Source organism: Dickeya ananatis (genome assembly GCF_019464615.1).
GTDB lineage: Bacteria > Pseudomonadota > Gammaproteobacteria > Enterobacterales > Enterobacteriaceae > Dickeya > Dickeya oryzae.
Map to the genome: position 1 here is coordinate 2,754,868 of NZ_CP040816.1, position 14,737 is coordinate 2,769,604.

The 14,737-nt window shown below is 58.9% G+C and carries 12 protein-coding genes; all 12 read right to left on the reverse strand.

What is annotated here, in order from left to right; translation table 11 throughout:
- Window positions 1-6: 6 nt before the first annotated feature.
- From tssA to tssC, 12 genes are read right to left on the reverse strand one after another with little or no spacing between them, the layout of a single operon-like run.
- Entirely contained in the window at window positions 7-1,443 is a 1,437-nt protein-coding gene (tssA, locus tag FGI04_RS12130) for a type VI secretion system protein TssA (protein WP_342699978.1), read from the reverse strand.
- An 11-nt stretch (window positions 1,444-1,454) separates the two neighbouring features.
- Window positions 1,455-2,018, reverse strand: coding sequence for a type VI secretion system-associated protein VasI (gene vasI / locus FGI04_RS12135; RefSeq protein ID WP_038907458.1), 564 nt, complete (start codon window positions 2,016-2,018; stop codon window positions 1,455-1,457).
- Complete coding sequence (locus FGI04_RS12140) at window positions 2,018-3,556, reverse strand: sigma-54 interaction domain-containing protein (protein WP_342699971.1); 1,539 nt, start codon at window positions 3,554-3,556, stop codon at window positions 2,018-2,020. The genes vasI and FGI04_RS12140 overlap by 1 nt, the downstream gene beginning before the upstream one ends.
- Before the next feature lie 2 nt (window positions 3,557-3,558).
- Window positions 3,559-6,159 carry a type VI secretion system ATPase TssH gene (gene tssH / locus FGI04_RS12145; RefSeq protein WP_407336801.1) on the reverse strand — a complete coding sequence of 867 codons (2,601 nt, stop codon included), beginning with the start codon at window positions 6,157-6,159 and terminating at the stop codon, window positions 3,559-3,561.
- A gap of 15 nt (window positions 6,160-6,174) precedes the next feature.
- Window positions 6,175-6,951, reverse strand: a complete 777-nt coding sequence (gene icmH / locus FGI04_RS12150) for a type IVB secretion system protein IcmH/DotU (protein WP_407336802.1) — start codon at window positions 6,949-6,951, stop codon at window positions 6,175-6,177.
- 16 nt (window positions 6,952-6,967) lie between these two features.
- Window positions 6,968-8,305, reverse strand: coding sequence for a type VI secretion system baseplate subunit TssK (gene tssK / locus FGI04_RS12155; RefSeq protein WP_012884013.1), 1,338 nt, complete (start codon window positions 8,303-8,305; stop codon window positions 6,968-6,970).
- A 2-nt stretch (window positions 8,306-8,307) separates the two neighbouring features.
- The gene (tssJ, locus tag FGI04_RS12160) at window positions 8,308-8,844 is read right to left on the reverse strand and encodes a type VI secretion system lipoprotein TssJ (RefSeq protein ID WP_012884012.1); all 537 of its coding nucleotides are present in this window, start codon (window positions 8,842-8,844) and stop codon (window positions 8,308-8,310) included.
- The gene (gene tagH, locus FGI04_RS12165; RefSeq protein ID WP_168365275.1) at window positions 8,844-10,058 is read right to left on the reverse strand and encodes a type VI secretion system-associated FHA domain protein TagH; all 1,215 of its coding nucleotides are present in this window, start codon (window positions 10,056-10,058) and stop codon (window positions 8,844-8,846) included. The genes tssJ and tagH overlap by 1 nt, the downstream gene beginning before the upstream one ends.
- Before the next feature lie 2 nt (window positions 10,059-10,060).
- Window positions 10,061-11,074 carry a type VI secretion system baseplate subunit TssG gene (tssG, locus tag FGI04_RS12170; RefSeq protein WP_407336803.1) on the reverse strand — a complete coding sequence of 338 codons (1,014 nt, stop codon included), beginning with the start codon at window positions 11,072-11,074 and terminating at the stop codon, window positions 10,061-10,063.
- A complete protein-coding gene (tssF, locus tag FGI04_RS12175; protein WP_407321115.1) occupies window positions 11,038-12,804 on the reverse strand; it encodes a type VI secretion system baseplate subunit TssF in 1,767 nt (588 codons plus the stop codon). The genes tssG and tssF overlap by 37 nt, the downstream gene beginning before the upstream one ends.
- A gap of 2 nt (window positions 12,805-12,806) precedes the next feature.
- The gene (gene tssE, locus FGI04_RS12180) at window positions 12,807-13,238 is read right to left on the reverse strand and encodes a type VI secretion system baseplate subunit TssE (RefSeq protein WP_012770484.1); all 432 of its coding nucleotides are present in this window, start codon (window positions 13,236-13,238) and stop codon (window positions 12,807-12,809) included.
- Window positions 13,239-13,244: 6 nt separating this feature from the next.
- On the reverse strand, window positions 13,245-14,723 hold the full coding sequence (gene tssC, locus FGI04_RS12185) for a type VI secretion system contractile sheath large subunit (RefSeq protein ID WP_038903852.1): 1,479 nt from the start codon (window positions 14,721-14,723) through the stop codon (window positions 13,245-13,247).
- Between the last annotated feature and the right edge of the window lie 14 nt (window positions 14,724-14,737).

Here is a 14,737-nt window from a genome sequence, read left to right on the forward strand (position 1 = left end):
AATGTCTTATTTCCTGCGGGACGCGCTCAGCCGCTCCAGTCGGCTGACCATTCCCGGTTCCCACTGCATCAGGCCCAATCGCTCGCTTTCCTGCCACAGGTGCTGATAATGCTGTGCCGCCAGTGCTTTCATGCCTTCTTCCGCCAGTAAATCCGCCAATACCAGCTCGGCCAAAAAACGCTCACGCGGTTCTTTCAAACGTCGAATACGTTCATCCAGTAGCGACAGCGCGGCACTCAGCCCTTGCTCGGCGCAGCACGCCGCCGCCTCTGCCGCCAGGTCATCCTGTCGCTGAATGCCACCGCCACCCCGCCCTGGCTGTGCGGATTGCAGCCACTGGACGCATTTGGCCGACAGAAACGGCGACCCATCGCTAAACGACAGTTCGCGTAATTCCGGCAGCCGGGTGAGAAACGCCGACAGTTCATCGGCGATGGCGCTGGCGACAGCGCCATGCCCCAGCCGGGTCGCTACCGTCGCTGACAGCATGTGGCCGTCAAACCAATACGGTGCCAACGTCAGGCTCTGTTCAATCTTGTTCCACAGCGCCAGATCTGCCTGTCCAAGCGCGCTGTGGTACTCATCCACCCGGTCAGGCGATACCGGCGCTAACTGGGTTTTGTTACCCCGCGCCGCCATCGGTGGGGTGGTAATACCCGCCCAGATAGCATTGCGGCGCAGGCGATATCCCACCGGCGCTTCCGGCTGGCGTTCTACCAGCAACGTCGCCACGGTAAGTTGCGTCTGCTTCCAGCTACGATCGTCCGAACTGTTGATATCGACCGTCGCCGCCACACTGGCCGTACTGCTGTGACTACTGTTCCCGGTGCCCCCCTCCGCGCTGGTTGCGCCTTGAGCGCCCGTCGTCGGTGCCGCCGCCGCTTGGTTGGCTTTCTCCTGCGCCTGATGGCGTTGCCGTGCACGGTGAAGCGCCGCCACCAGTTCATCGGTGAGGTCCGCGTTGCTGACCGAAAGCCCACGCCAGCGCGAGGCCAGTTGTTCCGCCAGCTGATGCAACTGGCCCAACTCCGCCCCCGAGGCCTGCTCCGTCATACGGGGCAGCACGCCTTCAAAGCGGCGGATGATTTGCACCATCAGCTTCTGCTTTTGTGCCGGGCTGGCCGGAAACGCCACCGTCCAGTAAGCCTCCAGCCAGCTATCGAGCAACATGATGGCGGTGGCGAATGGCGTCGCCTTAGCCGGGTGTTGCAGGCAACGCAGCAGTTGCACCAGCACCCGCATGTCTTTGGTTCGGCTCTCCAGCAACGTCAGGCATTGACCAGCCACCGCGTTAAGGTCCACCTGGCTGTGCGCCAGCGATCCCAGCTTGACCAGCTCGGTTTCCACCTGCTCCCACAGCGGGTCATCCGCCGCTACCGCCGCGCGCAGCGCCTCATCAGGCAATGACGTCAGTAATCGTTTACACCAGGGGTGTGCATGCATACTCATCGCCCCTACCAGCGACACTGCTGGCGCAGCGGTGTCAACGCGTCACCCAACCCGGTGAGGTCGATACGCAACATCTGGTTTTGTTCGCCGTTGAGCACCAGTTCCTGATGGCCGACCCAACGCTTGAGCGCATCGATAGCGGGCAGACCACGGCCAAACTCCAGCAAAGTGCCGCGATTACGCACGAACCAGTTATCCGGTGCGCTGGCCCCATCCAATTGAGAGGTCACGTTGTCACCTGACCACGGCTGGCTAAGCGTCAGCCGCAGGTGGGTAATGCTGCTGGCACAACTGATAACCAGCGTGTTGCCATCCGCCAGCGTGCGCGTCAGAGTGATATCGCCATTGGCCGCCTCGCGGTTAAGACGAAACGCATTCTCCCCTGTACCGCCATGATTCATCGCGGACGCAGGGTCGTTTGCACGCGCGCTCTCGCGTCCCAGCGCGTCATAACAGGCCAGACGCACCTGCGGCGATGTCTCATTACGGCACTGTTCCCACAGCGATTGCCAGGCGGGGTCGGGCGAGCCGACTGCCGCCATCAGCAACGGCACCATCGTCAGCATCATCAATTCACCTCCAGTTTCTGGCACTTGTGATCCAGGGTTCGTTTAGGAATATTCAGGCTTTCCGCTACCAGCAGGCGGTTACCCTGAAACTGGCGCAGACGCGCCGCAATCACCGCCGCCTCGTACTGTTGGGTGGCAATACGCAAGTCCTGAATATGGTGGAACGCGTCGCTGTCGGCGGCAGCACTCGCGCATACCCGCTGGTGTAATTCAGGCGGCAACGACTCCAGGCGGATCGGCTCACCTTCCGGCGTATGGGCGCACGCCACTTCCAGCAGGTTGCGTAGTTCACGCACATTACCGGGGAAGTCATACCCCAGTAGTTGCTTAAGAAAAGTGCGATGCAGCGGCCCCAACGGTTTTTGCTGTTGTTGGGCGAACTGCCCGATAAAATGCTCGCACAGCAGGCCGATGTCGTCCGGACGATCGCGCAGCGGTGCCACCTGCACCAGACACTGGCACAGCCGGTGATAGAGATCCTGACGGAACTGCCCTTCAGCGACCCGCTGCTCTAACGGTTGGTGCGTGGCAGCGATCAACCGAAAATCGGAGTGACTCTCCTGACCGGCACCCAGCGGGCGGAAGCTGTGTGTTTCCAGCACCCGCAGCAATTTGGCCTGCATCAACGGTGGCATATCGCCCACTTCATCCAAAAACAGCGTGCCGCCGTTGGCCTGAGCCACCAGCCCGACTTTGTTACTCTGCGCGCCGGAAAACGCCCCTTTCTCATAGCCGAACAGCTCGCTTTCAATCAGGTTTTCCGGAATAGCGGCACAGTTGATGGCGATAAATGGCCGATCGGCGCGATCGGAACACTGGTGCAACAGCCGTGCGACCACTTCTTTGCCCACACCGGTTTCGCCATGAACCAACACCGCCAGACGATGAGCGGCCGCCTGGCAAATCTGTTGATGTAACTGCCGCACCGCGACGGACTGCCCAATCAACGCGTCCGCCACCCGTTTTTCCCGTTCCTGCCGCAGTGCACCTTCGTCTTTCATCTGGCGTAACGAGTCACGCAGTGCGGTCTGTTCACGCTGGCTGCGCCCCAGATCGCGGATCAACGCCAGCTGGCTGCAAAATATCTGCGCCAGTTGCACGTAGTCATCACGTCGCCCCAGCGCCTGCAACCGCTCCGGCGTATCCAACAACGCCAGTACCGCCAGTGCACGGCCATCCTCGGCCAGCAGCGGCATGGCGTGCAGGCCACAGGCGGTGCCTGCATCAGCCAGTAACTGGCGAAATCCTTCGTGTTCAACACGGGCACCACCATACAACGATGCCCAACTGCGAACCTGATTCTTAAGCAGTACATAGGCCAGTGGATGGCTGAAATCATCCACCCCGAGCGACAGCGACAATGGCGTGCGATGCACCCAGCCGTTACAAACCAACTGACGCCCGCTAACGTCCACCATTCCCAGCAACGCCCCCTGCGGCTGCCATGCCGAGCGCAGCGTGCCGAGTAGCCAGTCACACAGACCGGCTTCATCCCGGTGGCGGGTTAGCGAGAACGCCAGAGAGAGGGCCGCTTGCATGCTCAGCCCTCCACCTCAGACCGGAACTGGCCGTCTTCCACCCGGAAATGAATACGGCTGACCGGCTGACCGGCCGACAGACGTTGCAGCAACTGCAACGACACCGGCGGCAGCAGCGCACCGTCGATCACCGACTCCAGCATGCGCGCCCCGTTCTCGCTGCGGTTTGCCAGACGCAGAATTTCTTCCGGCACGGCATCGTCGATCTCCACCTCGGCACCAAAACGCTGTTGCAGCAACGTCACCAGCCGGGACAGCTTGCCCTGTACGATCTCAACCAGCGTATCGTGGTCCAGCGGCAGGTAAGGGATCACTTCCATACGCGCCAGCAATGCCGGTTTGAAGAACGCCGCCAGTTCCGGGTAGAGCGCATCCAGCAGTTCGCTTTGCCGGTCCGCAAAATTAACAATCGTCTGGAACCCGAGGTTAGAGGTCAGGAAGAACACCACGTTGCGACAGTCGATCAACCGCCCTTCGCCATCGGCCAGTTCGCCTTTATCAAAGGCCTGATAGAACAGGTTGAGGACATCCGGGTGGGCTTTCTCCACTTCATCCAGCAGCACCACCGAATAGGGTTTCTGGCGAATCGCTTCGGTCAGCACCCCGCCTTCGCCAAAGCCGATATACCCCGGCGGCGAGCCGATCAGACGAGAAACCGTGTGCTTCTCCTGGTATTCGGACATGTTGATGGTGGTGAGGTAATGACGACCACCGAACATCAGATCGGCAATCTGCACCACGGTTTCGGTTTTACCGACCCCGCTCGGCCCCACCAGCAAAAAGGCCCCCAGCGGTCGGCCGGGACGGCGCAGGTCGGCACGGGCGGTCAGCAGGTGCTTGTGCAACTGGGCGATAGCCAGTTGCTGCCCTTTGATGCTGTCGCCAAGGTAATCCGGCAGGCGGGTGACCACGTCCAGCTCGCCCTGAGAAATGCGGTTTAGCGGCACACCGGTCCACTCGGCGATCACCGAGGCAATCTGGGTTTTATCCACATGCGGTGACACCAGCACTGACGGCTGTTGCAGTTCAGCCAGCGCCCGCTCGTTATCGGCCAGCTCTGCAGCCGCGGCGGCGGCATCAAAATCCTCCGGCGGCGCATCATTGAGCAGCGCGGTACGCAGGGCGACAATCTGCTGCACCAGCGTTTTTTGGTGTTGCCAGTCGGCTTCCAGTTGCGCCAGTGTCGCGGCGTCGGTTTCACGAGCCTCACGCAGCGTGACCAGCCGCTCCTGCGTGTCCCCCAGGCCAATGCGGCCCTGACGTTCCAACTGGGCGATTTCCAGCGCCTGCTGATGTAACCGGGTTTGTAACTGGCTGACCGCGCGCGGTGGCGTGGTCAGATTGATGGCGACACGCGCACAGGCAGTGTCCAGCACGTCGATAGCTTTATCCGGCAACTGGCGTCCGGAGATATAGCGCGCAGACAAATTGGCCGCCGCCTGCAAGGCTTCTTCGTCGATCAACACGCCGTGTGACTGTTCGTAAATGCTGCGTAGCCCACGCAGGATCACCGTGGCCTGCTCGACGTTTGGCTCCCCCACCTTCACCAGTTGGAAGCGGCGTGACAGCGCGGCGTCTTTTTCCACGTATTTCTTGTACTCGCTCCAGGTGGTCGCCGCGATGGTGCGCAACTCACCCCGAGCCAGCGCCGGTTTCAGCAGGTTGGACACATCCAGCCCCCCGGCCTGATTACCGGCACCAATCAGTGTGTGCGCCTCGTCAATGAACAGGACAATCGGCTTCGGTGCCTCTTTGACTTCCTGCATCACCCCTTTAAAGCGCTTCTCGAATTCGCCTTTCACCGACGCGCCGGCCTGCATGGCACCTAAATCCAGCGTCAGCAATTCCACATCCCGCAGCCGTTCCGGCACCAGACCCGCGACGATACGCAGTGCCAGCCCTTCAATCAGCGCGCTTTTCCCTACCCCGGCCTCACCGACCACGATCGGGTTATTTTTACGACGGCGGGAGAGGATATCGATCATCAGGTCGATTTCGTGATCACGGCACAACACCGGGTCCAGCTTGCCCTGACGGGCCGACTCGGTGACATTCTGGGTATAACGGGAAAGTTGGGTGGCCGCGGCGGCGGCCTGTTCTGGTGCGACGCCTGCGGCGGTCACCACCTCGGTTTCCGCCGAGTCTTTCACCCACTCGTCAAACTGCTGGCGCAGCAGTTCGCGGTTAATTTGCGCTAGCTGGCGGGTTACCGCGGCTGACAAATAACGCGTCGGCGTCATCAGCAGCACCAGCAGCAGTACGCCACTGCGCAGGCGGGCGTGTTGAAGCTCGGCTGAAGCCAGCAACCAGCTGTCTTGTAACCACTCCACCAGCAACGGTGAAAACGACGGGTAGCCAGCCTCAAAGCCTTTATCCGCCGCATTGGGTTGCAGCAATGCCGCCAGCTCGTCGGCCTCTACCCCAGCGCGTTTGAGGATCTGGCGTACATCGCACAACGGTGTTTCCAACATTTTCAGCAACAGGTGCTCAATGCGGATCTCCGCACCCTGATGCTGAATACACAACGCGGCCGCTTCTTCCATCATGTGGCGGCACAGCGGGTTGAGTCGCTCAACCAGGATCGGCAGTTCGATTCGAATCACGAGAATACGCTCCTGTTATTGTAATAATTCGCCCAGTTGACGCAGCACGTCCTGGGTCTGGTTGGTTAGCTGGTAGTGATACAGGCCAAACGCCACCGCCATCACCACACACAGGCCGAGGAACAAGACGCGCAGCGAAATCTGTTTACGCAGGTGGTAACGGGAAGATTGCTGTCCCAGATTGAGGTGAAACACCGTCGGCGAGTTTTCCGGCTCCGGGCGCAGGGTGTCATGCAAGCGGCGCACCACCCGGTCCAGTTCTTCTCGCCCTTGTGTCATCACCCGGTAACGGCCTTCAAAGCCAAGGCACAAGCACAGGTAGATAAACTCCAGAATGTCGCGGTAACGCACCGGGTCATCCAGCAGTTTTTCCAGCAACACGAACACCTTCTCGCCACCCCAGGTTTCATTGTGAAAACGGGTCAGCAACGAATGGGCCGACCACACGCTCTGGCCTCCCCACTCCCGTCCCATCACCGCTTCATCGATAAAGGTGCACAGAATGTAGCGAAACGACAGGATCACGCCGTTTTCGTAACCGTGGGAGTGCAGTTCCTGCTCGATGGCCTGAATCTCGGACTGCACGCGCTGGTACAACTCCGCTACGCCGTCGTATTCAGACAACTGGCGCACCCGCTCCACCATGCCCAGCAGCGGGGTCACGGCATCGATCATCGGGTTGATGCTCTGCCCACGCAGACGGAACCAGTAATCGGAATCCATATCCAGTTGCCGGGCGTTGTCATACAGCAGGTCGCCTAACTGGTCATTTTTAATGATGTCGGTACTCACAGGTTCCTCCTGTTAACTACTGGCCGCGGATGGCCCACAGTTGCATATCCAGTTCCGGGAACTCGCCAGCGATGTGGAACGCCAGCGTGTTGCTGGTGACCAGCGATTTCCAGGCCGGGCTTTGCCTGTCCAACTGGAAGTAGCTGTAACCGGCGTGGTACGGCAACTGACGCGGTGCCACGGGCAGCGGCAGCAACGGTACGCCAGGCAGTTGCAGACTGATGAGCTCGCGGATTTTGTCGCTCGAGGCGATCTTGGTTTGTTGCAGCAGTTGCTTGCGCAAATGTTCTTGCGGCATACGGGCGCGCACCGCCAGCACAAATTCGGCACTGGCCATCAGTTCGGCGTCGCCCACCAGCGCCACCCTGACGCCGTAAGGCTGCGCCTTCATCTGAATCGACACCGCACGTGGCGACAGCACGGTACTCAACGCCTGACGTAGCGCCATCATCAGTGGCTCAAAGCTCGATTGCTGATGCTCATGACGATAAGCGGGAAACTCCGGCGGCAGGCGCGATTCATCGGTAAAGGTCATCAGCTCGCCGCACAGTTGCACCAGCGCTTCATGCAGCCGCTCCGGGTGTAACGTACCGAGGCGCGCCAGATGCGACAGTTGCGGCTGGGCGCGGTTAAGCAGTTGCAGCATCATGAATTCCGCTACATCCGCCACCCCTTGCTGACCGGGCGCGGCGATACGCTGAGCCAGGCTGCGGGCGCGTTCTGCCACCAGACCGGCCGATTCCCCCAGAAAGCGCTTCAGGCTCGGAATCGCCGTGACGCTGATGCTGCACGGCATAAAGTTAGGGTCAAGAACCAATCCACCATCCGGCCGTTTGTCGAGGATGTTGGCGATCGCCAGCGACGCGTAGGCACTGCGGTCATCACGCTCCAGCATCAACCGCAGGCTGACTTTACCCACCTCCACCGATACCACGTCACCGCCTTCACTGTGCAAGTCACGCACATCATGCCGGTGGGATTGCAGACGGGTGGCAATACCGGCCCCGGCCTGCCCGACTTCGCTCACACCGTTCACCGCCAGCGGCAGCGCCAGATAGACCTTCTGGTTCGCCAGCGCCACATCGGTAATCTCCAGCGGTTGCGGCAGCGCATCATCCCCTGGGATATTGAAGACCGTGCCATCCGGCATCACGCCGGTGGCGTTCACCAGCGCGATACGCCCGAAGTTAAGGTATTCTTCGTTAATAGCCAGCGATTGCAGGCCGTAGAAATAATCACTGAGCGCGCTAAGACGGGCATGCAGCGCGTAGTCGGTGTGTCGTTGCTGTTGCTGGAAATGCTGCGGCTTGATGAACAGCCCTTCCCGCCAAATAATCCGATTTCGGCTCGACATAGTTATTCTTCTTCTTGATCTTTCTTGATTTCGACTTCTTCACGGCGCAGATGCACCAGAAGCTGATAAGTGCGGCCGGTGTTTTTCAGTTTGATAACCTTGCGCCACTCGGCGCTGTCCGGGTCGGCGTATTTGGCAATCACCCCGATGTAATGCACTTTCTCGTCCAGCTTGACCGGCGGCAGGTATTTGAACTGCCCTGGCAGCAACGTGTAGTCCTGGTGGCTGACGTAGTTTTTAGCCAGCGCTTTTTCGATGTCGCCGGTCACCTGGTCATAGTCGGTCGCCAGCAGGCGGGAGTCTTCCGCCAGCATCACCACCTGAAACTCGATAGGTGCCGCGTCGCCGCTCTCACTGGGGTTAACGTCCGGCTCGGCCAGCAGACTAAAGCCGACGGTCGAAGGCTGGTTATCATTGCTGCCAATCTGAATATCCGGATTGGCCGCCACCTTCGCCATCTTGCCAAGCGTGGTACAACCGGGAAGCAGCAGCATCAGAACGCATAACCACCCGGTTCGCAGCATTAAGGCTCGCAGCATTATTTCTGCTCCTGTTGCTGACGAACGGCGCGGTCATACGCCTGCGCATACACCTGATGGAACAGTTTCTGGAACCCTTGCTGACGCGGTGAGGTCAGTTCGCGGTAATAGTGCTGATACATCTGCCACGCCCAACCGTCGTCCAGCGCCTGACGCTCGCCGCTGCGGCGATAATGCTCGAAACGCCCCAGCAACGCCGCCGGTGAAAACGCCTGTAAAATGCTCTCCAGCGCCACGGCGATCGCCTGCTGGTTAGCCCGGTGATGCGCCTGCATATTACTCAGCACTTCGCTGATGGCGGCCGGGGCGGACAGGTGCACCGGGCTTTTATCGTCAGCGAACAGCAGCGACAGGGTGTCGGTGTAATCCAGCCCCAGGCGCAACGGGTTATCTTCGATCGGCCGTAAATGGGTATCCGCCAGCGCGGCCTGATCGGCCTGCAACGTCAGCAAGCCTTCCACCATCGCTTTGAGGCTTTTGCCCATCTCTTCGAGCATCTCGCGCAGTTGTTGCTCATCGCCGGTATTGAGTGATACGCCCAGCCCGCGCAACAGCGGTGCCAGCGTCACCGCATCCACCGGTGCGCCAAACGCGGTACCGGCATGTGGATTGTCAATGGTCGGTAATTCCACAAATTTCTGATCCATGGTGTCCTCAACGGCAGAAAAAGAAGAAAGCGAGGTCGGCAGTTCATCACCGCGCTCAGCCTCCGTTGCCAGTGGCGAGCGGCTCTGTTCCTGCTGCAGCGCCCACAACGGGTCATTAAATCGGTCCGCCGCCGTTTCATCGGCAGGCGCACGGCGTTGTTCTTCCCCAAGCCATCCTTCCAGCACGTCACCGGGACGTTGCCCCAGCACCTGATCGATATCCTGCTCGAAAGCGGGATCGTCGAGGTAAACCCCGAGCCGGAATGGGCCAATCACCAGTTCGTCACCCTGAGCCAGACGTACCCGGCGATCACGACCGATGGGCGACAACGCACCATTGATGAAGGTTTGGCCACTCAGGTCGCAGACGCAGAAATAGCCATCCTGTAATTCGATACGTGCATGCTCCGGCAAAACCGCACCGAGCCGGTCGCGCAACTGCCATTGATCTTTTTCCGATGCGCCCAGCGTGCCGCCACGGTGGTCAAAGCGGTGTTGCACCTGCGAGTTGATATCCAGTTGTTCGCTGTTGAGCACCACCAGAGTGAGTGGGTTGTTTTCGTTCACAATTACTCCTGCACACAAATCGTCACATACGGGTCGGCGGGCGGCTGCCCGAGAAAGCTGCTCCATCCCAGACGGCTGCTCTGGTCATCGCCCAGTCTTAGCCCTCTGGCCTCCCCTTCGGCGAAACCGAGGCGTAAGTCCCAGGCCAGTTGATCACGCAAAATGAAGGAAACAAAACGCACCAGCGGCTGAAAATGTTCGCCGTTGGGCAGGAAACTGAGAAAACGGCTGAAGCTGAGGTTATCCACCTTGAGCAGGAATTTACCGGCGCAGTCGTTCACTTTGTCGCCAATGACAAAATCCCCACCCAGCAGGCTATTCGCGCGCCCAAGGCGGTTTTGCTGGTCTTCAAAAATCGGTACTTTGCGGTGTTGCCAGGCGATGACTTCGACGTCTTCCAGGTCAAAGCAGTGAATCACCAGACCAGCCACCACTTCCGGCGAACGGCTGGGGCTGGCCAGCAGACCGGCGTAAGACAGCATCTTGGCGCGGTTGACCGGCAGACTGTCGCGCACCGCGTCGTTACCCAGCCCCACCAGCGCGAACATCAGCCGGGAGAAGCCATCTTCGCCATCATTCTGGAAACGCACGTGATAGCGGTACTTACGCCAGGCACGATGCAATAGCGTCAGCAATCGATGATGAAAGAAATCGAGGAACACCCCCAGTCTCTGCTCGCCCTGGGCGTATTCCCACGCCAGCTCTTCAAGGTAGTACCCCGGCATCGGCGACTGGCTGCCATGCAGCCCGAGAAACGCCACTTCCAGCTCCTGCCTGCCGTCGGTATCTTCTCCCACCCGCAGCACATCACTGGGGTGAAAGCCAATCGAGGCGGTGGAGCGAAAGCGAATGCGCTCCAGTTCCGGCCGGAAGTCGAGCGCCTGCTCCAGATCGACGCCTTCCATCTGGTTGAGTAACTCCACCAGTTGGAAAAAGTTGAAGTGGCGCGCATCCTGGCGAAACATCGCCTGCCCTGCGGTCACATCATCGAGTGCTGACCTATCTGCACCGGCCATCGGTAGCGCTCCTTGTTATCGATGTTGACCACTTCCAGTAGGTGGAAGGCGTTAACGCTGGCGTACAACGAGAAGAAATGTGCCAGCACGGTGCTGAACAGATAGAGTTCGCCTTCACTGGCGAACGCTGACTGCCGCACAGAGAGAACTGATTTGAGTCCGCGCACCGGCATCCCCTGTACCAGCCGGTCGACCGGTGTGGTCTCAATCGTTTCTATCCCTGCCAGCCGTTTGCGCGATGCCTGCTCGGCCTGTTTGTCATGCAACGCCGGGAAGTCGTAGGTACGCAGGATCTGCACCAGCGCATCGCGTCGCAGCAGCGACACGTAGTTCAACGACAGGTTGGAGATAAGCGTCCAGTGCAGGCTGCCATCGAGTGCCGGGCGCAATGGACGGGTCGGCCGAATCAGGTTACGGAAGGTGGCAAAAGACGGCGAACTGCCGGTCGGCACACAAATCGCGCCCACGGGCAACTGCGCCGCCCGCGAACGGTTAGTGCAGGTCAGGCTCACCGAAATGGACTCGTCCAGGTCGATGACTTCTTTTTCGTCGCCCCGCACGAACGACAATAAGTGATCGAAACCATCACCGTTGACGGCTTCGCGTACCCGAATGCGGTAATACAGCGCCAGTCGGCCTTTGGCTCGCTCGATTTGGTGCTGAAAACTCTCGAAAGGTTGGTAAAGCCGTGGGATACCGCGCGCGCGCCCACTGTTACCTTCCACCCAGCCCTCCACTTTATCGATGGAGAAAATCTCGAAACTGTCGGCGTGGCGATAACTGGCTTTCAGCGGGTAGTCCGTCTGGCGACCATCCAGGTTGATCGGTTCGCTGTCATGGTGGAACAGGTTGATAGCCGGTACGCAGTTGAGCATGAACGAATCCGGGCGGATTTTCAGTTCCGCCGGCAGCGGCCGGTCAAAGCAGAAATGCAGTTTGAAATCCGTCACGATCAGCGGCTGGTCAGGCCAACTGGCACCAGACAACTGAAAGAACAGGAAACTTTCCGGAAAACAGAAATACTCCTGCAGGATACGGTAGCCGGAGTACACATTACCGGGATATGGCAGCATCGCGTCTTCGCGCTCAAAGCCGACGGTTTTGAGTACATTCGCTTCCTGACGAAAGCGTTTTCCGTCCACTTCCAGTTCAATGTGTGACAGCTGGCTGGCTATCCAGAAATAGAGTTCGTAAGCGGTATAACGGTCGCCCCCCAGGAAGAAGCGCAGTTTATCCAACTGCAAATCCCCCAGCGCCACCGGCCCGTGCAGACCAATATCCAGCGTGATGGCAGACATGTCGTTGCCGCTTTGTGCGTTGATCTGGCGGATATCCGCTGGGTAGATCCAGGCATCGTGGCAGGTTTGGAAATGGCAGACCACATCGTCTATTGGCAGGCTGTCCAGCTCGCAGCCACGGGCCACAAACGCCGGTTGCGCGATAGCACCGGGCAGCACCGAAAATTGCATGATGGTCATGCTGGGTACCGGGCGCAAATAGTTCGGCCACAGCATGCCCAGCAGGCCGTGAGTCAGTTCCGGAAATTCATCCTCGATCTTCGCCCGCAGACTGCCGGTCAGAAAGGCGAACCCTTCCAGCAATCGCTCGACATCCGGATCCGTGGTCTGTTCTGACAAAAATCGGGTCAATTCAGGGTGTGCATTGGCAAATTCACGTCCTTGCAGACGCAAATAAGCGAGTTCATCCCTGAAGAAATGTTCCAGCGACATAATCACATCATTCTGTAATGGCGGTGGCTGTCCATATGAATATTGAAGGAGGTGACCTGTTCCAGTTCTTCCAGCCGCACATGAGCGGTGACCTGAAACGACATCTCCAGCGGATTGGACAGATAGTCCGATGCACTGACGTCCACATGGACAATGCGCGGTTCAAAGCGACAGATACACTGCCGGATCGCCTCACGGATTTTGCCCCGGATATCCGCGCCGCCCTGCGTAGCGTCATTAAAATCAATCACGCCAAGCTCAGGTGCGCTGCGACAACTGCCGGGACGCGTATTCAGCACTTGATCAAGCTGGCGTTTCACCGACGCGATCAAGTCTTCTAATTCCGTTTCGGGGGAGGAGCGACGCTCCTCTCCCCGGATGCGATCAAACAGGCTGGCCGCAGATCCCCGCTCCCAGGCAGAGAGCGACGGCATCAGTCGTTATTCCTTATCCAGACGACCAACCAGGGACAGTTCAAAGTTCGCCCCCATGTACTTGAAGTGTGGACGTACTGCCATGGTTACCTGGTACCAGCCCGGTTCGCCTTCTACGTCCAGCACTTTGATTTGTGCCGCACGCAGCGGACGACGGCTGCGGACATCAGCGGGCGGGTTTTCCTGATCAGCGACGTACTGCTTGATCCAGTTATTCAGCTCGCGCTCCAGATCCTGACGCTCTTTCCAGGAACCGATCTGCTCGCGCTGCAACACTTTGATGTAGTGCGCCAGACGGTTGATGATGAACATGTACGGCAGCTGCGTACCCAGTTTGTAGTTGGTTTCCGCCTCTTTACCTTCTTTGGTATTGGCGAACACCTTGGGTTTCTGCACCGAGTTGGCAGAGAAAAACGCGGCGTTATCGCTGTCTTTACGCATGGTCAGCGTGATGAAACCTTCTTCGGCCATTTCGTATTCACGACGGTCGGTGATCAACACCTCGGTCGGGATCTTGGCCTGCAACTGGCCCATCGCTTCATACACATGCACCGGCAAGTCGGTGATAGCGCCGCCGCTCTGTGGGCCGATGATGTTCGGACACCAGCGGTACTTGGCGAAGCTGTCGGTGATGGCGGTACCCATCAGATACGCGGTGTTGCCCCACAAATAGTTTTCGTGACTGGCGCTGATGTCTTCCTTGTAGTTAAACCCTTTGATGGGGTTTTCTACCGGGTCATACGGCAAACGGGCCAGGAAACGCGGCGCAGTCAGCCCCAGATAACGGGCATCTTCCGACTCACGCATTGAGCGCCATTTGGTATAGGTTGGGCCTTCAAACACCGACTTCAGGTCTTTGATCGACGGCAGGTCGGTAAAGCTGTCTACACCGAAGAAAGTCGGTGCAACGGAGGAGATGAACGGGGCATGTGCCATCGCGCCTACCGCGCTGACATACTGCATCAGCTTGATGTCCGGCGAGCTTTGGGTCAGCGCATAATCGCCAATCACCCCGCCGATCGGCTGGCCGCCGAACTGGCCGTAGCCGTTGGAATACACGTGTTTATAGAAACCAGACTGGGTAATTTCCGGTGCAAACTCAAAGTCTTCCAGCAGCTCGTCTTTGGTCGCGTGCAGCAGCAGGATTTTGATGTTTTCACGGAAATCGGTGCGATCAATCAACAGCTTCAGTGAACGCCAGGAGGATTCCAGTTCCTGTAGCTCCTGAGCATGCAGAATCACGTCGATTTGTTTGCTGAGTTTTTTGTCCAGCTCAACGATCATGCTGTCGACCAGCGCTTTGTTCACCGGCTCGGCTGCGTTGCCGCTATCCAGAATGTTTGCCACCAGTGCGGCAATACCCTGTTTGGCGACGTTATAACCTTCATCCACCGGGGTAATGCGCGCTTGCGCCATGATCTCTTCAAGCAGCGATGATGAACCACCGGCCGCGCTTGTCTGGGCCTGTTCTTCAACCATTGACATGTTTGTTTCCCTTC

What these genes read in the sequence shown, in the direction of transcription:
- tssA (WP_342699978.1), bottom strand. Translation starts at nt 1,443, where the DNA reads ATGCATGCACACCCCTGGTGTAAACGATTACTGACGTCATTGCCTGAT.
- vasI (WP_038907458.1), bottom strand. Translation starts at nt 2,018, where the DNA reads ATGATGCTGACGATGGTGCCGTTGCTGATGGCGGCAGTCGGCTCGCCC.
- FGI04_RS12140 (WP_342699971.1), bottom strand. Translation starts at nt 3,556, where the DNA reads ATGCAAGCGGCCCTCTCTCTGGCGTTCTCGCTAACCCGCCACCGGGAT.
- tssK (WP_012884013.1), bottom strand. Translation starts at nt 8,305, where the DNA reads ATGTCGAGCCGAAATCGGATTATTTGGCGGGAAGGGCTGTTCATCAAG.
- tssJ (WP_012884012.1), bottom strand. Translation starts at nt 8,844, where the DNA reads ATGCTGCGAGCCTTAATGCTGCGAACCGGGTGGTTATGCGTTCTGATG.
- tssG (WP_407336803.1), bottom strand. Translation starts at nt 11,074, where the DNA reads ATGGCCGGTGCAGATAGGTCAGCACTCGATGATGTGACCGCAGGGCAG.
- tssF (WP_407321115.1), bottom strand. Translation starts at nt 12,804, where the DNA reads ATGTCGCTGGAACATTTCTTCAGGGATGAACTCGCTTATTTGCGTCTG.
- tssE (WP_012770484.1), bottom strand. Translation starts at nt 13,238, where the DNA reads ATGCCGTCGCTCTCTGCCTGGGAGCGGGGATCTGCGGCCAGCCTGTTT.
- tssC (WP_038903852.1), bottom strand. Translation starts at nt 14,723, where the DNA reads ATGTCAATGGTTGAAGAACAGGCCCAGACAAGCGCGGCCGGTGGTTCA.